This window comes from Brevundimonas sp. FG128 (genome assembly GCF_057809775.1).
On sequence record NZ_JBMDKP010000005.1, the window covers coordinates 153926 to 179612 of the forward strand.

Genomic DNA, 25687 nt, shown 5'->3' on the forward strand with positions numbered 1-25687 from the left:
GGTCGCCTGATGGCCCATCTCACGCCCCTCGAACGCACCGTCATGGACGCCATGGGCTGGCAGATGGGCGATCGCGTGCCCGATCTGGCGGCGCAGACGGCGGCCAGTTCGCCCGGCCTGCGTCGCAACACCGGCGCCGGCCTCTATTCCCAAATGATCGTCGATGCGAACCGCGCGACCGGCAATCCGGACGCCACCGGCCTGTTCGGCACGGTTCATGTCATGGTCGGGAACCTGCCCGATCCCATCGGCTTCCAGATCGAGCTGCGCCGGGGTCGTCTGATCGCACTGCACGGCCAGAGCTATGGCCAGGACACCCGCCGCATCGACCTCTCGAACACGCCCTTCGGCGAGGTCTTCATCGTCGACGACCACGGCCGGTCCATCCTGTATCGCCCCGCCCGACTCTCACCCGAGCCCGCACCGCCGCCGCGCCAGCAAAGACCAAAGACCGAGGCCGCCGCCGCACCGACGCTGTCTTCCCCGCCGCCCCGGGCCGCTTCCGTTCCGGCTCCCGCTCCGGCACCCCCCGCCGCCTCGATCGGCGCGCTCGCGGGCGTCTTCCTCGGCCTCTATCTCCTGATCGGCGTAGTCGGCCTGATCGCCGTGACCCTGCTGCGCCTGCCCTTCGCCTTCGCCATCATCGGCGGTTTCTGGGCCTTGCGCGCCATGCACGGCAAGAAGGGCCGCGCCGCCCTCGCCCGCTTCGTCGAACGCCTCGAACAGAACCAGGCCGCCGCGGCGATCAAGCCAAACTGAACCGCGCGCCAGGCAGCATCGGAAACGTCACCAGCGACACCTCCCACAGTTCCACCGCGCTCAGCACCCTCAACCGCCCCTGACGTCGCGCCCGAGCCGTGCGGTAACCGATCGACAGTCCGTCCATCGCCCCCGCCCGGCTCAGGGCGCCGGCGAACCGCGCCTCGGCCGACCAGTCCTCGATCCGGCCGCGCACGAACAGCCCCCGCGCATCCTCCACGATCTGCTCCCAGACCCCGACCGGCGCCCGCGCATCGTGCTGGTTCAGCATCCGCACCCCTTCGGCGCCCGTCTTCGCCAGACTGTCCGCAAACGCCCCCGCCTGCATCACATCCCCGTTCAGATCCGCCACGCCCCACAGGGAGGCGTAACCTTCGATCCGAAGGGGTGAGTGGTGACTCGTGAGCCGTGAATGATTGCGCTCCATCACCACTCCCGATTCACCACTCACGACCCGCCCTCCAACCGCCGCTCGATCCGCTCCACCGCCGCCGCCGTCGCCTCGCCCTGAACCTCCAGCCGCGCCAGCCGTTCGGCGACCAGCCTCTGCTCCCCGACCCGCTGTTCCAGCGTCGCGATCCGCGCCGCCGCCCCGCCTGCCCAGACCAGGCCGCCGATAGTCTGCACCGCCACGGCGATCAGCAACGCCGTCGGCACGCGCCGGATGTGATGTTCGGTCATTGTCGCTCTCTCCGTTCGATTTCGTGAATCGTGAGTCGTGAATCGTGAGTGCCGGCCGCCCCTCATTCACGACTCACCAATCACCCCTCACGCCCCCACCCCCGCCATCCGCCGGCGTTCCTCGTCCGTCAGGAAGCTCGCCGCCTCCAGCCGCGCCCACAGGGCGTCGCGCTCGGGCTGCAACGCCGCCACCGCCTCCAGATCCGCCCGCACCTCGCACCCCGCGAACCGTTCGCCCAGCCAGCCCGTCATCGCCCCCGCCGCCTTCCTCACCAGCGGGATCACCGTCTGTCGCCAGAAGGCCGCGTTGGCCTCGCGATAGTTGGCGTAGGTCGCGTCGCCCGGTATCCCCAGCAGCTGCGGCGGCACCCCGAACGCCAGGGCGATCTCGCGCGCCGCCGCATGTTTGCCGGCCGTGAAATCCATCTCCGCCGGCGTCAGGCTCAGCGGCTTCCAATCCATCCCGCCTTCCAGCAGGATCGGCCGTCCGGCGTTCGTCGCCCCGGCGTAGACGTTCGACAACTGATCCTTCAGCGCCTCGAACTGCCCGTCCGTCAGCCGCTCGCCGTTGCGCGCCCCATAGACCAGCGCCCCCGACGGCCGCGCCGCATTGTCCAGCAGGGCCTTGTTCCAGGCGCCCGCCGCATTGTGCGCATCCACCCCTTGCGCCGCCGCCTCCATCGGCGACAGCCCGTACCAGTCGTCCAGCGGATGCCACAGCTTCAGGTGCATCACCGGCGCCCAGCCGTCCGCCGCCCGCCCGATCCGAACCGAACGTCCGTCCACGGAATAATCCCAAGCCTCGGGCCAGCCCGACCGGCCGGGGATCACCTTCACCCGATCCGACCGCAGCGCCCACAGCTCGTCCGGCGCCCCGTCCCCGTCCGCATCGCCGGTCGCCTCGACATAGGCGTTGCCCGACACCTGCAACGCCCCATAGACCGCCTCCATCAGCTCGGCCCCCGACTGTTCGGGATTGGGCCGGCGGATCAGTTTCGCCAGCGGATGCGCCTCGTCGCGCACCCCGTCCACGAACACTGCAAACGGCGCAGCCGCCGCCGCTTCGGCGATCATGCGGATGCAGCGATAGGCCACCGCATTCTTCTGATACCCCTCGCGCGCCAGGCTGGCGTAGTCGTTGGGCGTCCACCGCGGCCGCCCCACGCCCGACAAGGCGATCACCCCGCCCGCTCGGCTCTCCTTGCCCTCAGGCGCACGCACGCGCCCCGCCTGGCCGAACGGCCACCGGATCGAAACCATCGTGTCGATTTCCTTTTATTTTCGTCATCCTCGGGCTTGTCCCGAGGATCCATACTCACGGTGCTCGCCGCTCAGGTCCGGTGTTTATGGATCCTAGGCACAAGGCCTAGGATGACGATGTGTGAAGCAAAGCGCGATGTCTTGAAGGCGTCATCAGCCGCAACAACGGCCGCTCCACCGCCAGGTGCACGACCACCCCCGCCGCCAAACTCGCGACCACCGTCAACACCGCCACCGCATCCCCAGGCATGGCGACCATGCCGCTCTCGAACAACCGTCCCAACGCGCGGATCACCAGCACATGGACCAGATAGATCGAATAGGACGCATCCCCCATGAAGGCCGCCGCTCGCTCCCACCGCCCCGGCGCCGTGTCCGTCCGCTCCATCCGCACTACGCCGAACACCAAGAGCGCGCTGGGTGCCCCCCAGATCAGCACCCGCCTCAACCCGTTCCACGGATCGTTCAACGCCCGCACATCGTCGATCCCGCCATAGCCGACGACCAGGCTCAGCCCGAACCCGACCAGCGCCAGCCCGACCGCCCATATCCCCGACCGACGCGGCGTCCTCCGCCACACCGACGCGATCCCCACGCCCAGCAGGAACTCCAGAATGATCGGCGCGCCCCAGAACCTCGGCACCGGCGTCGCCACGACCAACCCGGCCGCCAGCATGGCCGCATAGGCCCCGACCAGCCCCCAGCCGACCCGCCTACCGCCCGCCATCGCCAACCCGAACCCGGCGTAGAACAGCATCTCGAAACACAGGGTCCACCCCGGCCCCAGCGCCGGAAACGTCATCTCCAGCCCGCTGAACGGCCAGAACAGAAACGTCGCCGCAGCCACCTCCGGGCTCAGGGTCCCGCCCCGCGCCATCCCGATCAGGATCGGCAGCGACAGCAGCCAATAGATCGGCGCCACCCGCCGAAACCTTCGCCACAGGAACGCTCCGGCCGCACCGACACCCGCCTGCCCCCGCGTCGTCGTGGCGATGATGAAGCCGCTGATGACGAAGAACACGTCCACGCCCACGGCGCCGAAGTTCTCCAGCGTCCCGCCGGCCAGCGCCGTCTCCAGCCCCAGCCGCGTCCCGGCCAGATCCACGGCGTGCGTGACGACCACCGCCGTCGCCGCCGCGAACCGCAGCGCCTGCACCCCGTAGAACCGCTCCCCCATCCGCCACGGTTAACACCGTGCGTGCAGAACAGACAACCTCAGATCGTCACCCGCGCCCGCACCGCCTCGGCGATCCTGGCCTGACCCGCCCCATCGGGATGGACTGCGTCGAACATCAGTTCGCCGGCGAACCCGCCGCCGAACAGGGCCGTCCCGTCGATGGGCGTCGCCAGCCCCCGCGCCGCCGCGACCTCGAAAACGGCATCTCGCAGCGCGGTTTGCGCGGCATAGCTCGCCTTGCCCTGCGCCGGGTCCGACGGACAGCCCGTCATCAGCAGCACGTCCCCCGTCGTCAGGCACCGATCCACCAACGCCCCCAGTCCGGCCTTGTAGGTCGCCACAGCCGTCCCCGCGTTCCAGTCGTTGATCGTCAGGCACACGACCGACAGATCGGGCGCCGCCGCCGGAATCGACCCATAGGCCCGGTACGGCTGGTCCGTCGCAGTCCAGTCCGCCACCTTCGCCCCGCCCCATCCCGCATTGATCACCTGCGCCCGCCGCACGTCCGATCGCCACGCCACCCCGCCCGCGACGAACACCGCCCCGCCCGAGGCCCAGCGCACCGTCACCGGCCCGCTCGTCTCGGGAAAGGCCACGGTCGTCACCTCCATCGACGCGGCCTTGGTCGTGTTCACGCTTGCACGCACCACCCCGTCCGTCTCGACCGTCATCACCCCCAGGGCCGTATTGGTCACGGCCCACAGGTCGAACCGATCGACCGGCCCGTCGGGCTGAAAGCTCCAGACGCCGCTGGACGACGCCGTGCCCGAGAACAGCTTGCCCCCCCATCCCCGTCAGGGCGTTCACGCCCCACCCGGCGCCCATCGTCACCCTTGGATCATAGGCCGGATAGCCCCCGCTCGCCGCATCCGCCGCCCCCGCGCCGGCGACCGACTCCGCCGACGCCGGCAGACCCCGCCCGCTCATCAAGGCCGCCAGCCGCTCGGGCCAGGCGCCCGCCCGACCGTTCGACGTCCAGCCGCCGGAGACCCCGCCATAGCCTTGCGTCACGCTGTCTCCGATGCACAGTAGCCGCGCCTCGCGGCCGCCCGCCTGCATCGTCCGCACCGCCGACGACCAGGCTGGCAAGTCCGGCACGGAAAACCGCGACCGCCCCAGCACCCCGCCCGGCGCCGCCGCCCCGACGCTGAACCCGACCTCAGCCATCAGTCGAAGGCCGCCACGATCTGCGTCGCCGTCGTCCCGGTCGCCAGCACCCGGCGCACCTGCACCGGCAACCAGCCCACCGGATGGTTGGCGAACGTCACCGCATCCGTATCCTCAGCCCCAACCGTCAGCACACGGACATTGCCCGCCGCCCCGACATACAGCGCCTTGGCGTAGGTCGTCAGATCGACCGTATCGCTGGGCGTTACCGCCCCCGCGAGGCGCGCCGGCCCGCTCGCATCGCGCCCATGGTTCAGCAATCCGTCCCGCTCGGGAATGGCCGGCATCTCGTCTCTCCTGTTCCAACAAATTCTCCCTCCCCGGAACGGGGAGGGAAAAGCCCTAGAGTCTTCTTATCGATGGCCCCGCCGACTGCGGTCCCAGCATCAGCCGCGTGATCGCCCACACCAGGGCGTCGGCCCGGTCCGGGCTGGGTCCGCCCTCGCACCCCAGGGCCAGCATCTCTTCCTCCAGCGCGGGAAAGGCCTCGCAATGGACCACCCGCCCCTGTTCGTAGAGCAGGGCCACCGGCTCGGCGCGCGCCGCTTTCGACCGCGAGGCGTGCACCATCTCGACCGGCGCCGGACAGTCGTTGGTCCTCAGGACCGCGCGCACCATGTCCCCGCCCTGGTTGCCCTCGGCGACCACCTCGTGCGCCCCGAAATCCCGCGCGGCCTGACAGACCGCCCCGGCCCAGCCGCCGGGCGACAGCCCCCGCACCGTCCGGTCGGCCAGCACGAACGCCTGCCGCCCCTTGCGACCGACCACCACGATCCCGCAGGCGTCGCCGCCCGCCGTCGCCGGCGGATCGACCGCCACCACCACCCGCTCCAGCTCGACCGGCCGCGCGCCCCTGGCCCGTTTCAGATCCTCGATGCGGAACAGGGCGCCCTCGCCCTCGACCACCAGACCCTCCAGCTCCTGCGCCGCCAGCCGCGTCCCGCCATAGACGTCGTTCAGATGCGCCAGAAATCCGGGCGACAGGTTCTGCGCGTTCAGCGCCGTCGCCGCCCGCTCCGTCACCGTCCCGGCCTCGGCCATCAACCGCCTCAGCGCCGGGATCGGCCGGGGCGTCGTCGTCACCGCCAGCAGCGGCTCGGTTCCCAGCCGCAACCCGAATCTCAGGTTCGACAGCACCATCTCCGGCTTGCGCCAGGCGCAGAACTCGTCCGCCCAAGCCGCATGAAACTGCGGCCCCCTCAGACTGTCCGGGTCTTCCGCCGAAAACGCATAGGCGGCCGACTGATTGTCCCACACCAGCCGACGCCGCCCCGCCTCCCAGCGCGGCCGGTCGCCCGGTTCCGCCAGCGCCTTGATCCCCGACGCCCCCTCCACCATCACCTCGCGAACAGCGTGCAGAGCGGGGCCGACCAGGGCCAGGGTGATGCCGGGCAGCTCGCGCGCCATGATGTCGATCCAGACCGATCCGGCGAAGGTCTTGCCCGACCCCCGCCCGCCCAGCAGCAGCCAGGTTTTCAGATCATCGTCAGTCGGAAGGCACTGATGGCTCGCCACCTGACAGTGGCTGCGATGCAGCCTTAGCTCGCGCCCGTTCAGCTGCCTCAGCGTTCTTCTCTTCCAGAATCCGATCAAGCCGCGCGTGCTCGACGACCAGCTCCTGTCGGATTCGCTCGTCCTCCGCGGGGTCGTAGGTTCGTCCACCCATCTCATCCTCTTCGTTGTCGCTCAGGCACAACAGCCGCATCGCCTCGACCGCCTTGGCCGAGCGCGCGATCACGCCGATCTGGCGCGCGACCTTCTCGGCTGCGCCCGGCTCATTGACGTCGGTCTTGCAGACGGCTTCTGCGGTCTCTTCGATCTTGGCCTTCAGCGTCAGGAACAGCGGCTCCAGCCACCCGGCGCAGGCCGCAGCCCTCCCGCCGGCACCGCCGCAGCCGCCCTCTCCGTCATCCCGATTTCCCGCCATGCCCAAACCATAGCGCACCAGCGTCCTCAGGCCGGAAGAACGCCTACATAATTCGCCAATGGATTGTTTTATAAAGACTTCGACCAGCGTCATTGCGCTGGCTGACGGGGTCTACCCTAGCAGCCTCAGCCCCGCTCCAGCATCCATTCGGGCGCCTCGAAGTCCAGCGCATCCTCCGGCTGGGCCAGCGACAACTCCGAGATCGTCTGCCCCCGCACCGACACCCCGGCCGTATGCACCGTCTCGCGACTGCCCGAGATCAGATGATGCCACCCCGCCAACGGCCGCCCCTCGTGCAGACGGCGATAGGCGCACGACAGGGGCATCCACCCCAGCGCCTGGATGTTTCCGGGCGTCAGCTTGATACAGTCGGGCACCTGCGCGTTGCGGTTCGCATAGTCCGAGCACGAACAGGCCTGGGAATCGAACAGCTTGCAATGCACCCGCGTCGGAACGACGTCGCCCGTATCCTCGTCCTCGAACCGGATCACGCAACACAGCCCGCACCCGTCGCACAGCCCCTCCCACTCGGAAGGCGACATCTCGGCCAGGGTCTTGGTTTCCCAGTAGGGCTGCATGGCGCGCCTCATACGCGCCGCGTCGCCGCTTGTCACAGCCTCAATGCCCCACCGTCTTGGAGAACAGATTGATCACCACCACCCCGCCGACGATCATCGTCAGGCCCGCGATGGCCGGCAGGTCCAGCCGCTGGCGGAACGCCACCGTCCCGATCACCGAGATCAGCACCACCCCCAGCCCGCTCCAGATCGCATAGGCGATCCCCACCGGCATCTGCTTCAGCGCGACCGACAACAGATAGAAGGCCAGCCCGTAACAGGCCGCCATCCCCGCCGTCGGCCAGACCCTGGTGAACTGCTGCGAGGCCTGCAACAGGGTCGTCCCCGCCACCTCCAGCGCAATGGCGCCCAGCAGCGCCGCCCATGTGACCGGGCTCATACGTCGTTCGCCGTGATCGGATGGCCGGGCGTCAGCAGCGACAGCAGCGCCTGCCGCTGCTCCGGGGAAACCTCATGGATGCCGAACAGGTCCGACACCCACAGACCGTCGGCCAGCAACCGCAACATCAGGGCGTCGTCCGCCCCGACCGGATCGCTGGGATCGTCCACCTTCACCCGATCCACCCAGGTCCGCCAGCGTCGGGCCAGCGCCGGTTCGATGGCGCAGGCGGCCATCACCACCCGGCCGATGCTGACGTCCTGCGGCGTCACCGGCTCGGTCACCGTGGCCCGCAGATAGGCCCGCGCATTGCGGCCATAGGGTTCGGGATCGCGCGCCGCCTCGGCCAGGATGCCGTCGGTATGCATCTGGCCCAGATGGTCGATCATCCCTTCCAGCAGGGCGACCTTGGTCGGAAAATGATGCAGCAGCGCCCCCTTGCTGACCGTCGTCCGCGCCGCCACCGCATCCAGCGTAAAGCCCGACGCCCCCAGTTCGGCGGCGACCTCCAGGGCCTTGTCGATGATCTCGGCGCGGGTGTCGTCGGGCGCGCGGCGGCGTGTGATCGTATCCATGACCGCTACATACCAACCGGACGGTAACTGTCAATCGACAGGTCTGATCAGGCCCCGCGCGGCGCCCGCCGTCGGCTCCAGGCCACCCAGGCGATGCCGACGACCGACACGAACACGCCGCCGAAGAACGCCCCCAGCGCCGAAAGGACGACGGCGAACATTCCTGTCATGAAGCCCCGCCCCACGGCGATCACGGTCTGCGGCCCGGCGCCGCCCTCGTAATCCGCCGACACCCTGTAGGTCCCGGCCCGGTCGATGCGGAACACCTGGATCGACTGCCCTTGTCGTCCACCGAAGGTATAGGTCGAGCTGCCGCTGGGTGTTCGCGTCGCCACCGGCGTTCCGTCCGCCGCCTGGACCTTGACCGCCAGTCCGCCGACGTCCTGCACGACATAGACCCGCCCGTCGACGACGCTGCGGTACTCCAGGAACACCGTATGGTCGCCGGGTTTCAGCATCAGGTCGCGCGCCCCCGGCACGACGATCTGCTCCAGACCGTCGTCCAGCGCCGGCAGTTTCGTGACCAGAACGACCACCATGGTCACGATCCCGCAGATCGCCGGCAGCACGGCCAGCAGATAGAAGATCCGCCCCGGCTTGCGCTCCGTCCTGTGCGCTGGCGCGCCCCCGCGCCCGTTCGACGTCATATCCATCCCTGCATCCCCCGACTGCACACTGTGCACGAACTACACCGTGTCGCCCGGAAACCGTCAACGCCGATGGCGGTTCGGCCTCCCCTCCTCTATATGGCCGCCCATGGCAGCCAGACCCCCCCTCGTCGCTCTCAAGGACGTCCGTCTTCAGGACGGCCAGCGCCCCCTCTTCGACGGCGTCGACCTCGCGGTCGAGCCGCGCAGCCGCGCAGCCCTCGTCGGCCGCAACGGCGCCGGCAAGTCCACCTTGATGAAGGTCGTCATGGGCATGATCGAGCCCGACAGCGGCGACCGTTCGGTCCAGTCCGCCGTCCGCTTCGCCTATGTGCCCCAGGAACCCGTCATCTCCGGCGAAACCCTGCTGGACTACGCCTCCTCCGGCGAGGCCGAGAGCTGGACGGCTGAGAGCTGGCTGGCCACCTTCGGCCTGAACCCCGAGAAATCCACCCAAGGCCTGTCCGGCGGCGAGACCCGCCGCGCCGCCCTGGCCAAGGCCTTCGCCGAAGAGCCCGACCTGCTGCTGTTGGACGAGCCGACCAACCACCTCGACATCCTGGCCATCGAACTGCTGGAGAACGAGCTGATTCAGGCCCGGTTCGCCCTGCTGGTCGTCAGCCACGACCGCGCCTTCCTGAACCGCGTCACCAACACCGTCCACTGGCTGGAAGGCCGCCGCGTCCGCACCCTGAGCAAGGGCTTCGTCGAGTTCGACGAATGGTCCTCCAAGGTCATGGAGGAGGAGGCCGAATCCCTGCGCCGCCTGACCAAGACCATCGAGCGCGAGACCGCCACCTTCTACTCCTCCATCACCGCCCGCCGCAGCCGCAACGAGGGCCGCGCCCGCTCGCTGAACGCGCTCCGCGCCGAACGCGCCGAAAAGATGAAGGACGCCCCGCGCGAGCTCTATCTGGGCGTCGATTCCGGCGGAACGTCGGGCAAGCTGGTCGCCGAGATCAAGGGCGTGTCCAAGGGCTTCAACGGCCGCACCCTGTTCAAGGACCTGACCACCCGCATCATCCGCGGCGACCGTCTGGGCATCGTCGGCCCCAACGGCGCGGGCAAGACCACCCTGGTCAAGACCCTGCTGGGCGAACTGCCGCCGGACGAGGGCACGGTTCGCATGGGCTCCAACCTGGAGTCCGTCTATCTGGACCAGTCGCGCGAGGGGCTGAAGTCGGACATGACCCTGTGGGACGCCCTGACGCCGGGCGGCGGCGACTCCATCCTGGTGCGCGGCGTGTCCAAACACGTCGCCGCCTACGCCAAGGACTTCCTGTTTTCCGAGGCCCAGCTGCGCCAGCCGATCTCGACCCTGTCGGGCGGCGAGCGCAACCGCCTGCTTCTGGCCCGCGCCCTGGCGAAACCGGCGAACCTGCTGATCCTCGACGAACCGACCAACGACCTGGACATGGACACGTTGGACAAGCTGGAAGAGCTGCTGGAGGGCTATGACGGCACCCTGATCCTGGTCAGCCACGACCGCGACTTCATCGACCGCCTCTCCACCTCGACCCTGGCGCTGAACGGGCGCGGCGACATCGTCGAGACCCCCGGCGGCTGGACCGACTTCATCCGCCAGAACCCCGGCTTCCTCCAGCCCGGCTCCAACCCCCGCCCCCAGGACAAGGCCGCCGCCCAGCGCGCCGCCGACAACCCCGCGCCCGCCGCCGCGACCAAGAAGGCCGGAAAGCTGACCTTCAAGGACGCCCACCGCCTGAAGGAGCTGGAAGCCCTGATCGACGCCCTGCCCGCCACGATCGCCAAGCACGACGCGACCCTGGCCGACCCCGCCCTCTACGCCCGTGATCCCAAGACCTTCGACGCCACGATGAAGGCCGCCGACAAGGCCCGCGCCGACCTGGAAAGCGCCGAACTGGAATGGCTGGAGCTGGAAGAGAAGAAGGCGGCGCTGGCGGGGTAACCAACCCCTCACCCGTCATCCTCGCCCTTGTGGCGAGGATCCATAGACTCCGTCGGGGAAGCGGCGCACCCCATCGAACACCGGGAGTCTGGATCCTAGGCACAAGGCCTAGGATGACGGCAAGTGAGTGGACCCGCCCTGTCCTCTTGAAACCAAACCCGCCGCCGCCCACTCCAGACCCATGACCCTGCGCACCCACACCGTCGATTTCCCGCCGCCTCAGCTGGCGGCCGTGCGCCGGATCAATGCGGTTCTGAACCGCGCGCCGCGCCTGCGCACCGACCCCTGGCGTGTCGAGGCGGGCCAGCGGATGTCGCTATGGCTGGATGCGGCGGCGGGCGTCGTCACCGTGCCGCGTCTGCGCAAGCGCGGCGTCACCGTCGAACTGCTCACGACAGACGGCGACCACCCCGTCCCCTTGCGCATCCTGCACCCCACCGGCACGCCGCGCGCCATCATCCTGGACATCCACGGCGGCGGCTGGGTTCTGGGCAGCGCCAGCCTGAACGACCGGCTGAACGGCTATCTGGCCCACCACGGCTTCTGCGTGGTCTCGGTCGACTACCGCCTGCTGTCCGAGCGTCGCCAGATCTATATCGACGCCGCCATCGCCGACTGTCTGGCGGCCGCCTACTGGACCGTGACCAATGTCGATCGACTAGGCGCCTCGACCCTGTTCCTGACGGGCGAATCCGCCGGCGGCCATCTGGCGGCCCTGACCGCCGTCGCCCTGCGCGACCAGGGTCTGATCGACCTGGTGAAGGGTTGCGTGTTCAGCTACGGCGTCTTCGACCTGTCGGCCACCGAAAGCGTGCGCTCGGCCGGTCCCGAGACCCTGCTGTTCAACGGCCCCACCATGCAGGCCGATCTGGCCCGTTTGGCCCCCGACCGCGACGAGGCCGGCCTGCGCCAGGCCGACGTGTCGCCCCTCTACGCCGACCTGACCGGCCTGCCGCCCGCCCTGTTCCTGGCGGGCGAATACGATCCCCTGTTCGAGGACAGCCTCTTGATGGCGACCCGCTGGGGCGAGGCCGCCGACGCCGACCTGATCCGCGTCCCCGAGACGCCCCACGGCTTCCTCCACTTCGGCGGCCCCGCCGCCCGCGGCGCCCGCGCGGCCATCCGGCATTGGCTGGACGCGCGACTGCAGGCGGACTGACCCCTTAGCCGCCGATCGCGTCCAGCTTCGCCATCGCCTCATCCGGCAGGTCCAGCGATCCGGCGGCCAGGTTCTCGCGCAGGTGGGCGACCGAGCCCGTGCCGGGGATCAGCAGGATGTTGGGCGACCGGCGCAGCAGCCAGGCCAGGGCGACCTGCATCGGCGTCGCCTCAAGGCTGTCGGCCACCTCCGACAGGGCCGACGACTGCAGCGGGCTGAACCCGCCCAATGGGAAGATGGGCGTATAAGCCACGCCGTCTTTCGCCAGGGCGTCGATCAGGGCGTCGTCGTTCCTGTGCGCCAGATTGTACTGGTTCTGCACACAGACGATCTCGACGATCTTGCGGCCCTCGGCGACCTGGGCGGCGGTGACGTTGCTCAGCCCGATGTGGCGGATCAGGCCCTGGCGCTGCAGTTCGGCCAGAACCGTCAGGGGCGCTTCGATCGAGCCTTCCGCCGGTCCGTGGACGTCGAACATGGCCCTCAGATTGACCACCTCCAGCACGTCGAGCCCCAGATTGGTCAGGTTGTCGTGCACCGCCTGCGTCAACGCCTCGGCCGAGAAGGCCGGCCGCCACGAGGCGTCCTCGCCCCTGACCGCCCCGACCTTGGTCACCAGCACCAGATCGTCGGGATAGGGGGCCAGAGCCTCGCGGATCAGACGGTTGGTGACATGGGGGCCGTAGAAATCGCTGGTGTCGATGTGATCGACGCCCGCAGCCACCGCCTCGCGCAGCACGGCCAGCGCCGCCTGGTGATCCTTGGGTGGACCGAACACGCCCGGCCCGGCCAGTTGCATGGCGCCGTAACCCATGCGGCGGACCGTGCGGTCGCCCAGTTTGAAGACGGCGGAAGTGGGAACGGACATGGCGAACTCCTTGATGAGCGGCCAGCCTAGCCCCTGTCGGATCGCGCGATAATCAGGCACAATCCGAACGGGCTGTGCGAAGTGGCGAACAATGAAGACGGACCTTTCGGACCTGAACGCCTTCCTGGCCGTCGCGCGGGCAGGCGGCTTTCGCGACGGCGCGCGGCACGGCGGCGTCAGCGCCTCGGGCCTCAGCGAGGCGGTGCGGCGGCTCGAAGCGCGTCTGGGCGTGCGGCTCCTGCACCGCACCACCCGCAGCGTCACTCCCACCGAAGCCGGCCGGCGACTGATGGACCGGCTGGAGCCCGCCCTGAACGAGGTCGAGGCGGCGCTGGACGGCGTCAACGCCTTCCGCGACCGGCCGATGGGCACGCTCCGGCTCAATGTGCCCGTCAGCGCGGCCCGCATGGTCCTGCCCTCCATCGTGCCCGCCTTCCTGGCCGCCTATCCCGACATCCAGCTGGAGGTGAACGCCGAGGACGGCCTGGTCGATGTGATCGCCGGTGGCTACGACGCCGGCATCCGCTACGAAGAACGGCTGGAACAGGACATGATCGCCATCCCGATCGGTCCCCGCGTCCAGCGTTTCGCCGCCGGCGCAGCATCCAGGTATCTGGACCGTCGCGGCCGGCCCGAACATCCGCGCGACCTGCTCGACCACGCCTGCCTGCGCGGCCGCCGAAACGGCGCGGTGCCGCCGTGGGAGTTCGAGCGGAACGGCGAGGTGGTGCGGATCGACCCGGGCGGGCCGCTGACGGTGCATCTGGGCGCGGCGGTCGATCTGGCGGTGGACGCCGCCATCGCCGGGTCCGGCGTCATCTTCCTGTTCGAGGATTGGCTGCGCCCCCATTTCGACAGCGGCGCGCTGGAGCCGGTGCTGGAGCCCTGGTGGGAGAGTTTCTCAGGCCCATTCCTCTACTATCCGGGCCGTCGTCTTCTGCCCGCGCCCCTTCGCGCCTTCATCGACTTCATCAAGGCGACGACGCCGACCGACTGAGCACGGCGTTTCTGTGGACAACCCAAACCGCTGATCCGCCAAAGCGAATTCAATCCGTCCACCAACATTAACAGGCTTGTCCACCGCCGCCGGGCCAGTCGTGCACATCGGGGCGAGTTGGGACGCTTGCCTGATACCCGATTTCGTCGGAACGTCAACGGGCCAACAGGGACACGGCGGCGCGGAAATCCAGGGGAGACCCCGGAAATCAAGCGAACCGGCCCGGCTCTCCGACCTGGCGCGATCGGGCGATCTTCGGATCGTAACGTGCGACAGGCGGGATCAAGGCTCCGGTCTTCGACGATCTTCGGATCGACGAGAGGCCAGGGGAACCGGATCGGGATCGAGGGACGACGCGGACGCAATGCCGTGGGACGCCCAAGACCAGGAGCGCGACAGGATACAGCCGACCGCCCTTTCGGGTTCGCTCGAAACGGCGCTGACGCCAAGGTCCGGACCCAGCCGGCCAAGTCCAACCCGGACTTGGCGAGGGGACGAAGAGCACGGGTTCGCCCGGACGCTTCGTCCCCTCGCTCAATTGGGCGTCGGTCAATGCGAGACCGAATTCATGGACTTACGCTAGACAGCCGCTGCGACATCTGCATCCATGCCGTGCAGTTGGAGACAGTCATGCGTGTAATCCAGACCGCGCTTTGCGCCCTCGCCGTCGGCGTGATTTCAACAGGTGCGGCCCGCGCCGATCAACAGCCCGAGCCTGTCGGCCCCCCCGTCATCAATCCGACGCCTCCACCCCCTCCAGTCGCCGTGAGGTTCGGCGCTCTGGCCCAGCCGGACGAGAACACCGTCCTGCGTCTGCCCGAAACGGAAACGACATGCGGGGGCCTGGCGGTGCAGCCCCTCTACAGCGAGACCCTGCCGGCGCAGCAGGCCGCACGACAAGGCGAATCCGACGCAGAAACGGTTCTATCGTTTTCCATCGCGGCGGACGGGCGCACGGTCGATATCCGGCCCGCCGACGCAGCGCCTATAGCCTTCGCCACTCTTCAGGCCGGCCTCGCGGCCTGGCGCTTTCCGGCCCAGGCGCGAAAGGATTGCCGCCTGACGATCCGCTGGCGCAGCGTCCGATTGGACGAGGCCGAAACGCCGGACCTGCTGAACTATTTCGCTGTCACCCGGGATCTGGGCGCCTTGCGCGACGCCGTGGCGAAACGTCTGGGCGGGGACGGCGCCGACTGCGGCGACCGGTTTGGCGGCCGCCGGCCGGACACCGTCGTATTTCCCGACTTCGAAAAAGGCCGCAAACCCACGCCCGGCGGCCGCAGTTGGTCCGTGACCCGATGGAATATCGACGCCGACGGCCGCGCGACCGACGTCGAGACCCTCGGCTCATCCGGCGATGCAGACCTGGACTCCGAGGCGCGTCGCGCGACGGCCCAGACCCGAATGCATCCCGGCCCGGCCCGGACGGGCTGCGTCTATAACCTCTATCGGTCGGGCGAGACCCTGACGGCGCCGCCCATGACGCCGGAGAGCCAGCGTGAAGACCCGCTGCAGCAGTGCCCGCCCGCCATCGCCGATCGGTTCTCCGTTCGCGGCAATCTCGTGTTTCCAACGGTTTTCCGCGAGCGTTCCGTGGAGGGCTGGGCGCTGATCCGCTTCGACATCGCCCCCTGGGGCCAGATCGGCAACGCCTCGGTGATCGAGGCCCAGCCCGCCGCCGCCTTCGGCGTCGACGCCCTGCGGCTGGTGCAGAACAGCCAGGCCACGCCGGGTTTCGAGGCCGGCGTCCGATGCGTCGTTCCGGTACGCTACACGCTGCAGGACGACGACGGGTCCGCGAACACGGATCAGAACTGAACCCTCGCCTTTCCAAGGCCCGCATCGCCTCGTAAAGCATGGCGATGATCCAGAGCGGGAATCGCCCTCTTTTGACCCGCCGCCGCGCCCTGATCGCGGCGGGCGCGGCCGTGGCGGCGGGGACTGTGGGCCTGCGGGCCTGCGGGCGGGTCGAGGCGCCGGTGGACGAACAGGGGCGCGTGCGGCTGCGCTTCGCCACCGACTGGCGCGCCCAGGCCGAACAGGGGGGCTTCTACCAGGCGCTTGCGACCGGGGCCTATGAGAAGCGCGGGCTGAACGTCGAGATCGTTCAAGGCGGGCCGGGCGTGAACGTGCCGCAACTGCTGGCCTCGGGCGCGGTCGAACTGGGCATGGGCTCCAACAGCTTCATTCCGATGAACCTGGTCGCGGCCGGCGCACCCGTAAAGGCCGTCGCCGCCTTTTTCCAGAAGGACCCCCAGGTCCTGATCGCCCACCCCGATCCGGCGCTGGAGACCCTCGCCGATCTGACCGGTCGCCCCTTCCTGCTGGCCGACGCCGCGGTCAACACCTTCTGGGTCTGGCTGAAGGCCAAATATGGCTTCACCGACGAGCAGGTGCGCAAATACGCCTTCGACCTGGCGCCCTTCCTGGCGGACGAGCGGGCGGTGCAGCAGGGCTATCTGACCTCGGAGCCCTACGCCATCGAACAGGAAGCCGATTTCGAGCCCAAGGTCTTCCTGCTGGCCGACGAAGGCTATCCCTCCTACGCGGCCATGGTCCTGGCGCCGAACGGCTTCGCACGCGACAACGCCGCCGCCCTGCGCAGCTTCATCGCCGCCTCGGCCGAGGGCTGGCGCGACTATCTGCGGGGCGATGCGGCGCCGGGCGACGCCCTGATCCGCAAGGACAATCCCGAGATGACCCAGGCCATCCTGGATCAGGCCCGTCAGAAGCTGCGCGACAACGCCATCGTCGACGGCGGCGACGCCGCCCTCTACGGCCTGGGCGCCATGACCGAGGAGCGCTGGAAGGCCTTCTTCGACGTGACCAGCCAGGCAGGCGTCTATGATCCGGGCCTGAACTGGCGCGAGGCCTTCACGGACAACTATCTGCCCGGCCGCGGCTGACACGGCCGGCGGATCACGCCGCCCTGAGCGCGTCTCGGCGCGATCGTTCCCGGCGTTAGCGCGCGATTAAGCGGTGAAGCCTAGGCTGCAGGTTGCAATTCCTCACCGGAGAGCCGCCCTTGCGCCGCGCCCTCGTCCTTTCGTCCGTCCTGATCGCCGCCGGCGCCGTGTCCGGCGTGGCCTCCGCCCAGCAGGCGGCGACCAACACCGCCGGCCTGCGATACCTGTCTTGGCCGGGCAAGCCGCCCGTGACCGCCACGCCCGCCGTGACCCGGGTCGCCGCGCCCCGTCCGAGCGCCGCCGCCCGCGATCTGCCCGCCGTCATTCCCCTGGCCAGGCTGGAGCCGGCGGCCCCGCCGCCGGCTCCTCCCCCTCCTCCCGCATCGATCGACGCCCCGCGCCGCGGCCTGACGCCCGCCAGCGCCTGGACCGGCCAGGCGCTGGCGCCCACAGCGGCGCCCGTGCAGGCCGCGCCCCAGCCGTATCAGCCCGATCCTGTCCCGGCGCCCGTCGCGGCTCGCGTCTCGGCGCCGCCGCCCCAGGCCGAGGCGACGCCCGTTGCGCCCCCCGCCTCTCCCGAACCGGCGCCCCAGCCCCAGCCCCAGCCTGAGCCTGAACCCGTCCAGGCCGCCGATGCGGCGGTCGTCGATCCGATGGCCCCGCGCCGCGACGCCCCCATCTACCGCCTTCAGCGGCCCCAGGCCGGCGTCCCGCTCGACGAAGCCGCCGTCGCCGCCTCGCGCCAGACCGCCCAACTGGCCTCCACAGCCGACAACGGCGCCCGCTACTATTCGGTCCACCGCCAGGCCGGTCGTCACCCCGACGCCATCCCCGCTCCGCAGCAGACCTATCTGGACGCCCTGCCGGTCGAGATGACCCAGACGCCGCGCTCGACCGACCTGGCCCAGCCGGAGGGGCCGCCGGCCATGATCCGCAACACCGACGGCAGCCTGCGGGTCATGCCGCAAACCGAGGCCGACACCCTGCCATGAGCGATCAGACCGTGATCGAACCCGCCGTCGTCCCAGGCTCGCGCCTGCCGCAGCTGATCGCCCTGGCCGGCGAAGGCTCCAGCGAGAAGCGCCGCCTGCTGCTGCGCGAACTGACCGACCATTTCTTCGGCGCGCCCGAGCATTCAGCTGCCGAGACCGCCCTTTACGGCACGGTCCTGGCCCGCCTGTCCGACGAGATGGAGACGGCCGTCCGCGCCGAACTGGCCGCTCGTTTCGCCGCTGCGCCGGACGCCCCGCACAATCTGATCCGCCGCTTCGCCGATGACGAACTGGAAGTCGCCGAACAGGTTTTGCTCGCCTCCAACGTCCTGACCGACGAGGATCTGATCCAGGTGGTGAGCCGACGCAGCCAAGGGCACCTGCGCGCCGTCTCGGGCCGGGCCTCCGTGTCGGAGGCCGTGTCGGACATCATCGTCGAACGCGGCGACGACGACACCCTGAACACCCTGCTGCGCAACGACGGCGCCCGCCTGTCGCGCGCGGCGTCGGAAACGGCCGTCGAACGCGCCAAGGCCAATCCGGCGCTGCACGCCGCCACGGTTGAGCGTCAGAGCCTGCCCGCCGACCTGCTGAACGACATGTATTTCGTCGTCGAAGCCCGGCTGCGCCAGCAGATCCTCGAACAGAACGCCCGCATGGACCCCGAACTGCTGGAGGCGGCCCTGGCCGCCGGCCGCACCCGGGTCGCCACCGATGACGGCGCCCTGCCGCCCGACTACGCCGAGAATCTGGCCTATGTCGAAGAGCTGAAGGCCGCCGGACAGCTGACGCCCCAGGTGCTGATCCGCTTCCTGCGCTCGAACGGCCGCACGCCCTTCCTGATCGCCCTGTCCAAACTGGCCGATATCGACTTCCACACCGCGCGCGGCATCGTCGAGCGGCGCGAGCTGGACGCCCTGTCGGTGGTCTGCAAGGCGGCCGACATCGACCGAGCCGTCTATCTGACCTACGCCGTCGCCGTGCTGGGGTCGGAAGACAATCCGATGGGCAAGGCCGCCGCCTATGGCCGGATGTACGGCGAGCTGACCCGCGACGCCGCCCTGCGCACCCTGCGCTTCTGGCGCATGCGCCGCAGCGCCCAGGCGGCCTGACTGGAAATCTCCCTCCCCTTTATGGGGAGAGAGAAAGCAAAAACGCCCGCCTCCTTTCGGAAGCGGGCGTTTGTCGACCGGTATAGACCCGGCTTATTTCTTGGCGCGGGGAGCGGCGCGGGCGGGTTTGCGGCCGCCTTGGCCCAGGCCCATCTGCTTGGCCAGTTCCGAACGCGCCTTGGCGTAGTTCGGTGCGACCATGGGGTAGTCTTTCGGCAGACCCCATTTGGCGCGGTAGTCTTCCGGGCTCATGTCGTATTTGGTGCGCAGGTGACGCTTCAGCGACTTGAACTTGCGACCGTCTTCCAAGCAGATCAGGAAGTCGGGAGCGATCGACTTGCGGATCGGCACGGCCGGTTCCTTGGGCTCCGGTTCCGGCTCGACCGGACCATTGGAGACGCCCGACAAGGCGGCGTGAATATTGGCGATAAGCGACGGCAGGGCTTCGGCCGAGACTGTATTGTTGCCGACATAGGCCGACACGATGTCAGCGGTCATCTCGAGCAGTTCGGGCTTGTCTTCCATTCTCGGCGTCGCTTTCCTGATCTATTGAGTTCGACTGAGTCCCAGCCGATCTATCCCTATGCGCTCATAGAGTTGTTTCAGGCCGAAAGCAAACTCGCCCCATAACGGCACATATCACACGCAAATATACGTATCTGTAGTGGTGAAGATCAGCGGCCGAAGTCTTCGGCCAGCACCATCATCGCTGCGCGTTCCGGCGCAGAATATTCATCGACCGCATCATCCTCGCCATCGCGTATGGCGCGGAGCAAGGCGGGCGTCAGCGCCGAGGATAGAGACCAGTTCCAGTAACGCAGCACCGTCTGCGCCCGGTCCACCGCCAACATCTCATAGGTGATCTGCACCCGTTCCCAGTCGGGGTGCAGGCCGCCGTCGGCCGTGGTCTCGGGCCGCCGCATCGAGCGCCACAGGTTGGTCAGGTCCGTGCGCGACATCCCCGTCGCCTTGCACAGGATCGCCAGCGGCTCGCCGCCCGGATCGCCCAACAGCTTGGCCCCCGTCAGCGGCTTGACCCCGGCCAGGAAGGCGATTTCCGAGGCGGTTTCTCGCGTCAGCCCGTCGCGCGCGGCGACCATGACCGCGTGTTCCAGACTGTCGAACGGGCTCTTTTCAATGGCGGCGCGGTTGCGCTGGCGCCGCTCGATGAACTGCAGCGCCTTTCGCACGACCGGGTCGGCCCAGTTCTCCTGGGCCGCCATGGCGAAGACGTCCTCGGACACCTCCTGCATGACTTCGCGCGACACCGCGAACCGCTGCAGAATGGTGCGCCGGTCGTCCGGCCCGCACCACCAGAACATCACATAGGCGCCCGACGGCCGAAGCTCGGGGCGTTTCAGCAGCAGGTGGCCAAGGCCCGGGTTCTGACGACTGAGACCCACGGCGACCTCGATCCCCGGCTGGGAGATGCGCGCGGAGGCGTTTCGCATCAGGGCCTCCATCACCGAGGCGTCGCCCGAGGCCAGCAGGGCGTCGGTCACGACTTCCGACAGACCGCGCCGCACGGCGATCATCCGCCGATGCTCGGCCCCCGTCTCCTGCACGCAGGCCAGAAGGTCGGCGTCGTTCAGCGAGGCGCACTGTTCGATCAGCAGTCCCGCGATCTCGGGCTCGTCGCGCAGCAACAGGCGCGCCACGGTGTTGGGCAGTTCGGACAGGGGCGCCAGACGCGCCGCGACCCGCCGCCGCTCCTCCGCCGAGGCCAGCCGCAGCATCTCGACCAGCAGGTCCCCCGTCACCGCCCGCTCGAAGGCGTTGATCCGGCTGGCGGGCAGGGAGACGACGTCGGCCAGACGCTTCAGCAGCGCATGGCGCGCCTTCACCGGCGTCTCCGGCGCGGCGTCGTCATCCTCAATGATGGCCGAGGCTTCGCTCATCCGATCAGACTAAACGCGCGCGGTTAACCGGGAGTGAGGGACGCCCCGGACTCAGAGCCCTTCGAACAGGGCCGTGGACAGATAGCGTTCGGCGAAGGACGGGATGATGACCACGATGGTCTTGCCCGCGTTTTCTTCGCGCGCGGCGATGCGGAAGGCGGCGACCAATGCGGCGCCCGAGCTGATGCCGACGGGGATGCCTTCGACACGCGCGACCTTGCGGGCCATGTCGAAGCTGTCGTCGTTGGAGACCTGTTCGACCCCGTCCACGACCGACGGATCATAGATTGACGGAATGAAGCCGGCGCCGATGCCCTGGATCTTGTGCGGGCCGGGGGCGCCGCCCGACAGGACCGGCGAGGCCTCGGGTTCGACCGCGATCATCTGCACCGAGGGCTTTTTGGCCTTCAGCGCCTGACCGACGCCCGAGATGGTGCCGCCGGTGCCGACGCCGGCGATCACCATGTCCACGGCGCCGTCGGTGTCGTTCCAGATCTCCTCGGCCGTCGTCGCCCGGTGGATGGCGGGATTGGCCAGGTTCTCGAACTGCGATGGGCTGACCGCGTTCGGCGTGGTCTCCAGCAGCTCCTGGGCGCGGGCGATGGCGCCCTTCATACCCTTCTCGGCCGGGGTCAGTTCCAGCTGGGCGCCCAGCAGGGCCAGCATCTTGCGCCGCTCGATCGACATGCTCTCAGGCATGCACAGGATCAGCTTCAGCCCCTTGGCGGCGGCCACAAAGGCCAAGGCGATGCCGGTGTTGCCGCTGGTCGGCTCGATCAGGACCGTGTCCTTGTTGATCTTGCCGGCGTCTTCCAGCGCCTCGACCATGGCCACGCCGATCCGGTCCTTGACCGAGGCGATGGGGTTGAAGAACTCCAGCTTGGCCAGCACCGTGGCCTTGGCGCCGTATTCGGCCGACAGGCGCGGCAGGCGCACGATCGGCGTGTCGCCGATGGTGTCGATGATCGAGTCATACACCTTGCCGCGTCCCTTCTTCAGGTGGCGGGAGGCGTCGTAGCTGAAGTCGGACATGGGGCTGCTCCGGTAAGGTCTGTCGGCCTCATAACAGATAGAGACCGTCGACGATCCGCAACAGCCGCGCGACGATGATTTCTGGCGCCGCCCGCCATGCCCGCTCCTCCCTGAGAAACGGACCCAGCAGCGGACGCTGGAGGCATGACAGATTCTCAGACCGTCATACCCCCGAGGCGAAGGGAAGTAAGCGCGCGCCTCAGAACTCCTCCCAGTCCTGAGTCGCGGCGGCAGGCGCGCCGCCTCCGGCGAAGGCGCGCAGGCGGGCGCGTTCGCGGGCCAGGGGGATGGGCGCGTTGGCGGCGGCCTCGGGGGCGTGGGTCTCCCCGGTGTCGAAGCGTTCGACCAGGCGCGCCAGCTGTTCGGTCTCGGTCTTCAGGCTGGCGGCGGCGGCGGTCGTCTGCTCGACCATGGCGGCGTTCTGCTGGGTGACCTGATCCATCTGGTTGACTGCGCTATTGACCTGGCTGAGGCCGGTCGCCTGTTCCTGGGCCGAGGCGGCGATTTCGGACACCAGGGCGTCCATCTCGGCCACCTTGACCGCGATGGACGTCAGGGCCGAGCCGGTTTCGTCCACCAACTTCACCCCTTGCGCCACCTCCTGGCCCGAGGTGGTGATCAGGGTCTTGATCTCTTTCGCCGCTTCGGCCGACCGTTGGGCCAGGGCGCGGACTTCCGAGGCCACGACCGCAAAGCCGCGCCCCGCGTCGCCCGCCCGCGCCGCTTCGACCCCGGCGTTCAGGGCCAGCAGATTGGTCTGGAAAGCGATCTCGTCGATCACGCCGATGATGTCGCTGATCTGGGTCGAGCTGCGCTTGATGCCGTCCATGGCGGCGATGGCCTGGCGCACCACATCGCCGGACCGATCCGCCTCCGACCGCGCACCGACGGCGGCGGCCGAGGCCTGTCGGGCGCCGTCCGCGCTGCGTTTCACCGTGGCGGTGATCTGGTCCAGGGCCGCCGCCGTCTCTTCCAGACTGGCCGCCTGCTGTTCGGTGCGGCGCGACAGGTCGTCGGATGCGCTTGAGATCTCCCCCACCCCGCCCCGCAGGCCCGACACCGCCTTCAGCGCCTGACCCAAAGTCTGACGCAGGCTTTCGACGGCGGCGTTATAGTCGTCACGCACCCGCGCATGAGCGCCCTGCATCGGCGCCTCGATCCGCGCGGTCAGGTCCCCGGCAGACAGCCGCGCCAGGGCGCCGGCAAGGGCTTCGACCAGCATATTCTGCGCCTGTTCCGCCTCGACCCGCTGGGTCTCTCGGCGGGCGGCCTCCTGCTCCTCGGCGGTGATGTCGATGGCCAGTTTGATGACCTTGGTCGGCCGACCGTCGGGTCCGAAGACGGGGTTGTAGGAGGCCTGCAGCCAGACTTCGCGTCCGCCCTTGGCCAGCCGCCGGAACTTCCGCGCCAGGAACTGGCCCGCGTTTAGCTCGCGCCAGAAGCCGGCGTATTCCGGCGACGCCGCCTCGGCGGGGTCCATGAATTGGCGGTGATGGGCGCCCCGGATCTCCTCCAGACTGTAGCCCATCGTGGTCAGCAGGTTTTGGTTGGCGTCGATGATAGTGCCGTCCAGATTGAACTCGATCACCGCCTGGGACCGACCGATGGCGGCGAGCTTGCCGTCCATGTCCTCCAGCCGACCCTGATCCGCTGAAACGCGACGCTTGGCGAACATCTCGGCCTCCCCTCCCAGACATCTCTGAGAGCAGCTTCCGCCCAAATGATTGCCAAAGTCTTTCTCGCAGAGGTTGTGAACAATGCGGGAAATTGCGTAGCTGTATCACCAAGAGTTGCGGAACCGTACGCAACCGGCAGGGCGGCTTCACCCCCCGTTAACCATGATGGCGCATCTCATCGGGGGCTGTTCCTGGGGTAAAGCTTGCGCAATCTCGTCGCCGCCGTCGAAGCGATCGATCCGCTGATCGTGACCGGCAAGGTCGCGGGCGTCTCGGGCCTGCTGATTGAGTCCCGCGGCGGCCTGTCGCGGCTGGCGGTCGGCGCCCGCGCCGAAATCAGCCGACGCGGCCACGTCCCCCTGCCCGCCGAGGTCGTCGGTTTCCGCGATTCCAAGGCCCTGCTGATGCCCTTCGGCCCGGTCGAGGGCGTGGCTCCCGGCGCGGACATCAAGATCATCGACCAGGCCGCCAGCGTGCGCCCCACCACCGCCTGGCTCGGCCGCATCATCGACGCCTTCGGCCAGCCCATCGACGGCAAGGGACCATTACCCCAGGGTCCGGCCCCCTATCCCTTGCGCGCCCCGCCGCCGCCCGCCCACTCACGCGGCCGGGTCGGCGAGCGTCTGGACCTGGGCGTTCGGGCCATGGACGTCTTCACCACCACCTGCCGGGGCCAGCGCCTGGGCATCTTCGCCGGGTCGGGCGTGGGCAAGTCGGTGCTGCTGTCCATGCTGGCCAAACAGGCGACCTGCGACGCCGTCGTGGTCGGCCTGATCGGCGAACGCGGCCGCGAGGTGCGCGAGTTCGTGGAAGAGACCCTGGGCGAAGAGGGGCTGAAACGCGCCGTCGTCGTGGTCGCCACCTCGGACGAGCCGGCCCTGAAACGCCGCCAGTCGGCCTACATGACCATGGCCATCGCCGAATATCTGCGCGACCAGGACTTGGAGGTGCTGTGCCTGATGGACAGCGTCACCCGCTTCGCCATGGCCCAGCGCGAGATCGGCCTCGCCGCCGGCGAACCGCCGACCACCAAGGGATACACACCCACCGTCTTCACCGAACTGCCCAAACTGCTGGAGCGCGCCGGGCCGGGTCCGGTGCGCCCCGACGGCACGACGGCGGCGCCGATCACCGCCCTGTTCACAGTCCTGGTGGACGGCGGCGACCATGACGAGCCCATCGCCGATGCCGTGCGCGGTATCCTCGACGGCCACATCGTCATGGACCGCAAGATCGCCGAACGCGGGCGCTTTCCCGCCATCGACGTGCTGAAGTCCGTCAGCCGCACCATGCCCGCCTGCCAGACCCCGCCCGAGCGCGAGCTGAACAAGCGCGCCCGCCAGTGCCTGTCGGCCTATGCGAACATGGAAGAGCTGATCAAGATCGGCGCCTATCGCTCCGGCGCCGACCCCATCGTGGACCGCGCCATCGCGCTGAACCCCGCGCTGGAAGATTTCCTGGGACAGGACAAGGACGACGCCACGCGTCTTTCCGATTCCTTTACCCGGCTGGAGACAATCCTGAACCAAGGCATGATCAGGGAGTAATGATTTAAATGACCGCTTGGGCCCAATCCTTGATCCGCATCTCCAACTACGAGGTCGAGACGCTGCAGAAGCGTCTGGCCGAGATCACCGAACGCCGCGCCACCGCCGAAATGCGCCTCGCCGTGCTGGACGCCGAGGCCGAGGCCGAACGCGACCGCGCCCGCATGGACGCCGAGGCCGGCATGATGCTGGGCGCCTATCTGAACGGCTGGAAATCCCGCAAGGCCAAGGCCGAGGGCGACCTGACAGTGCTGGACGCCGAGGAAGCCGGCGCCCGCGACGCCCTGACCGGCGCCTTCGAAGAGCTGAAGAAGTTCGAACACGTCGCCGAGACGACCCGCCTGAACCAGTTGATCGCCATCGCCAAACGCGAAACCGCCGCCTTCGACGAACTGGGCCTGCGGAAACGTGCGGTCTGAATGA

At 68.9% G+C, this 25687-nt stretch carries 27 protein-coding genes; 10 read left to right on the forward strand and 17 right to left on the reverse strand.

Translation table 11 applies throughout. From position 1 onward, the window contains the following. The first annotated feature begins 9 nt into the window (after positions 1 to 9). A complete protein-coding gene (locus tag ACODSC_RS14050) occupies positions 10 to 759 on the forward strand; it encodes a hypothetical protein (protein WP_488814610.1) in 750 nt (249 codons plus the stop codon). Here ACODSC_RS14050 and ACODSC_RS14055 read toward each other — a convergent pair. The 12 genes from ACODSC_RS14055 to ACODSC_RS14110 form a co-directional block, all read right to left on the reverse strand. Next, on the reverse strand, positions 746 to 1186 hold the full coding sequence (locus tag ACODSC_RS14055) for an HK97 family phage prohead protease (protein ID WP_488814790.1): 441 nt from the start codon (positions 1184 to 1186) through the stop codon (positions 746 to 748). The two genes, ACODSC_RS14050 and ACODSC_RS14055, sit on opposite strands and share 14 nt — an antisense overlap. Positions 1187 to 1206: 20 nt before the next feature. Continuing rightward, complete coding sequence (locus ACODSC_RS14060) at positions 1207 to 1440, reverse strand: hypothetical protein (protein WP_488814611.1); 234 nt, start codon at positions 1438 to 1440, stop codon at positions 1207 to 1209. Between the two features lie 87 nt (positions 1441 to 1527). Beyond that, complete coding sequence (locus tag ACODSC_RS14065; RefSeq protein ID WP_488814612.1) at positions 1528 to 2700, reverse strand: phage portal protein; 1173 nt, start codon at positions 2698 to 2700, stop codon at positions 1528 to 1530. Positions 2701 to 2806: 106 nt separating this feature from the next. Next, positions 2807 to 3877 (reverse strand): acyltransferase family protein, encoded by a 1071-nt coding sequence (locus ACODSC_RS14070; RefSeq protein ID WP_488814613.1) that lies wholly within the window; start codon positions 3875 to 3877, stop codon positions 2807 to 2809. A 38-nt stretch (positions 3878 to 3915) separates the two neighbouring features. Beyond that, positions 3916 to 4572 (reverse strand): SGNH/GDSL hydrolase family protein, encoded by a 657-nt coding sequence (locus ACODSC_RS14075; protein ID WP_488814614.1) that lies wholly within the window; start codon positions 4570 to 4572, stop codon positions 3916 to 3918. Between the two features lie 471 nt (positions 4573 to 5043). After that, entirely contained in the window at positions 5044 to 5331 is a 288-nt protein-coding gene (locus tag ACODSC_RS14080; RefSeq protein WP_488814615.1) for a spike base protein, RCAP_Rcc01079 family, read from the reverse strand. 55 nt (positions 5332 to 5386) lie between these two features. After that, positions 5387 to 6559 carry a DNA-packaging protein gene (locus tag ACODSC_RS14085; RefSeq protein ID WP_488814616.1) on the reverse strand — a complete coding sequence of 391 codons (1173 nt, stop codon included), beginning with the start codon at positions 6557 to 6559 and terminating at the stop codon, positions 5387 to 5389. Then, the gene (locus ACODSC_RS14090; protein WP_488814617.1) at positions 6531 to 7064 is read right to left on the reverse strand and encodes a hypothetical protein; all 534 of its coding nucleotides are present in this window, start codon (positions 7062 to 7064) and stop codon (positions 6531 to 6533) included. The genes ACODSC_RS14085 and ACODSC_RS14090 overlap by 29 nt, the downstream gene beginning before the upstream one ends. Before the next feature lie 32 nt (positions 7065 to 7096). After that, entirely contained in the window at positions 7097 to 7549 is a 453-nt protein-coding gene (locus tag ACODSC_RS14095; RefSeq protein ID WP_425985698.1) for a YcgN family cysteine cluster protein, read from the reverse strand. A 40-nt stretch (positions 7550 to 7589) separates the two neighbouring features. Beyond that, positions 7590 to 7928 carry a DMT family transporter gene (locus ACODSC_RS14100; RefSeq protein ID WP_346494937.1) on the reverse strand — a complete coding sequence of 113 codons (339 nt, stop codon included), beginning with the start codon at positions 7926 to 7928 and terminating at the stop codon, positions 7590 to 7592. Next, positions 7925 to 8503, reverse strand: a complete 579-nt coding sequence (locus tag ACODSC_RS14105; RefSeq protein WP_488814618.1) for a TetR/AcrR family transcriptional regulator — start codon at positions 8501 to 8503, stop codon at positions 7925 to 7927. The genes ACODSC_RS14100 and ACODSC_RS14105 overlap by 4 nt, the downstream gene beginning before the upstream one ends. Positions 8504 to 8550: 47 nt before the next feature. Continuing rightward, complete coding sequence (locus ACODSC_RS14110) at positions 8551 to 9156, reverse strand: hypothetical protein (protein WP_488814619.1); 606 nt, start codon at positions 9154 to 9156, stop codon at positions 8551 to 8553. A 103-nt stretch (positions 9157 to 9259) separates the two neighbouring features. Between ACODSC_RS14110 and ACODSC_RS14115 the strand changes: the two genes are divergently transcribed. Beyond that, positions 9260 to 11077 carry an ABC-F family ATP-binding cassette domain-containing protein gene (locus ACODSC_RS14115; protein ID WP_488814620.1) on the forward strand — a complete coding sequence of 606 codons (1818 nt, stop codon included), beginning with the start codon at positions 9260 to 9262 and terminating at the stop codon, positions 11075 to 11077. Positions 11078 to 11258: 181 nt separating this feature from the next. Beyond that, the gene (locus ACODSC_RS14120; protein ID WP_488814621.1) at positions 11259 to 12236 is read left to right on the forward strand and encodes an alpha/beta hydrolase; all 978 of its coding nucleotides are present in this window, start codon (positions 11259 to 11261) and stop codon (positions 12234 to 12236) included. Between the two features lie 4 nt (positions 12237 to 12240). On the opposite strand, the gene ACODSC_RS14125 is transcribed toward ACODSC_RS14120, so the two are convergent. Further along, positions 12241 to 13104, reverse strand: a complete 864-nt coding sequence (locus ACODSC_RS14125) for an aldo/keto reductase family oxidoreductase (RefSeq protein WP_488814622.1) — start codon at positions 13102 to 13104, stop codon at positions 12241 to 12243. 91 nt (positions 13105 to 13195) lie between these two features. Between ACODSC_RS14125 and ACODSC_RS14130 the strand changes: the two genes are divergently transcribed. From ACODSC_RS14130 to ACODSC_RS14150, 5 genes are all read left to right on the forward strand, one after another. Further along, a complete protein-coding gene (locus ACODSC_RS14130; RefSeq protein WP_488814623.1) occupies positions 13196 to 14101 on the forward strand; it encodes a LysR family transcriptional regulator in 906 nt (301 codons plus the stop codon). Positions 14102 to 14731: 630 nt separating this feature from the next. Continuing rightward, the gene (locus ACODSC_RS14135) at positions 14732 to 15919 is read left to right on the forward strand and encodes a TonB family protein (RefSeq protein ID WP_488814624.1); all 1188 of its coding nucleotides are present in this window, start codon (positions 14732 to 14734) and stop codon (positions 15917 to 15919) included. Positions 15920 to 15963: 44 nt separating this feature from the next. Continuing rightward, a complete protein-coding gene (locus ACODSC_RS14140; protein WP_488814625.1) occupies positions 15964 to 17007 on the forward strand; it encodes an ABC transporter substrate-binding protein in 1044 nt (347 codons plus the stop codon). A 119-nt stretch (positions 17008 to 17126) separates the two neighbouring features. Continuing rightward, positions 17127 to 17999 carry a hypothetical protein gene (locus ACODSC_RS14145; RefSeq protein WP_488814627.1) on the forward strand — a complete coding sequence of 291 codons (873 nt, stop codon included), beginning with the start codon at positions 17127 to 17129 and terminating at the stop codon, positions 17997 to 17999. Continuing rightward, positions 17996 to 19111, forward strand: a complete 1116-nt coding sequence (locus ACODSC_RS14150) for a DUF2336 domain-containing protein (protein WP_488814628.1) — start codon at positions 17996 to 17998, stop codon at positions 19109 to 19111. Before ACODSC_RS14145 ends, ACODSC_RS14150 begins: the two co-directional genes overlap by 4 nt. 93 nt (positions 19112 to 19204) lie before the next feature. Here the strand turns inward: ACODSC_RS14150 and ACODSC_RS14155 are convergent, their stop codons facing one another. The 4 genes from ACODSC_RS14155 to ACODSC_RS14170 form a co-directional block, all read right to left on the reverse strand. Then, positions 19205 to 19636 (reverse strand): Ros/MucR family transcriptional regulator, encoded by a 432-nt coding sequence (locus ACODSC_RS14155; protein WP_488814629.1) that lies wholly within the window; start codon positions 19634 to 19636, stop codon positions 19205 to 19207. Between the two features lie 149 nt (positions 19637 to 19785). Continuing rightward, positions 19786 to 21009 carry a DUF2336 domain-containing protein gene (locus tag ACODSC_RS14160; RefSeq protein ID WP_488814630.1) on the reverse strand — a complete coding sequence of 408 codons (1224 nt, stop codon included), beginning with the start codon at positions 21007 to 21009 and terminating at the stop codon, positions 19786 to 19788. A gap of 51 nt (positions 21010 to 21060) precedes the next feature. Next, positions 21061 to 22041, reverse strand: coding sequence for a cysteine synthase A (gene cysK, locus ACODSC_RS14165; protein ID WP_488814631.1), 981 nt, complete (start codon positions 22039 to 22041; stop codon positions 21061 to 21063). 199 nt (positions 22042 to 22240) lie between these two features. Then, positions 22241 to 23716, reverse strand: coding sequence for a methyl-accepting chemotaxis protein (locus tag ACODSC_RS14170; protein ID WP_488814633.1), 1476 nt, complete (start codon positions 23714 to 23716; stop codon positions 22241 to 22243). Positions 23717 to 23920: 204 nt separating this feature from the next. Here ACODSC_RS14170 and fliI point away from each other — a divergent pair, with 204 nt between their 5' ends. Beyond that, on the forward strand, positions 23921 to 25264 hold the full coding sequence (gene fliI, locus ACODSC_RS14175) for a flagellar protein export ATPase FliI (protein ID WP_488814634.1): 1344 nt from the start codon (positions 23921 to 23923) through the stop codon (positions 25262 to 25264). An 8-nt stretch (positions 25265 to 25272) separates the two neighbouring features. Continuing rightward, positions 25273 to 25683 (forward strand): flagellar export protein FliJ, encoded by a 411-nt coding sequence (locus tag ACODSC_RS14180; RefSeq protein ID WP_488814635.1) that lies wholly within the window; start codon positions 25273 to 25275, stop codon positions 25681 to 25683. The last annotated feature ends 4 nt before the right edge of the window (positions 25684 to 25687 follow it).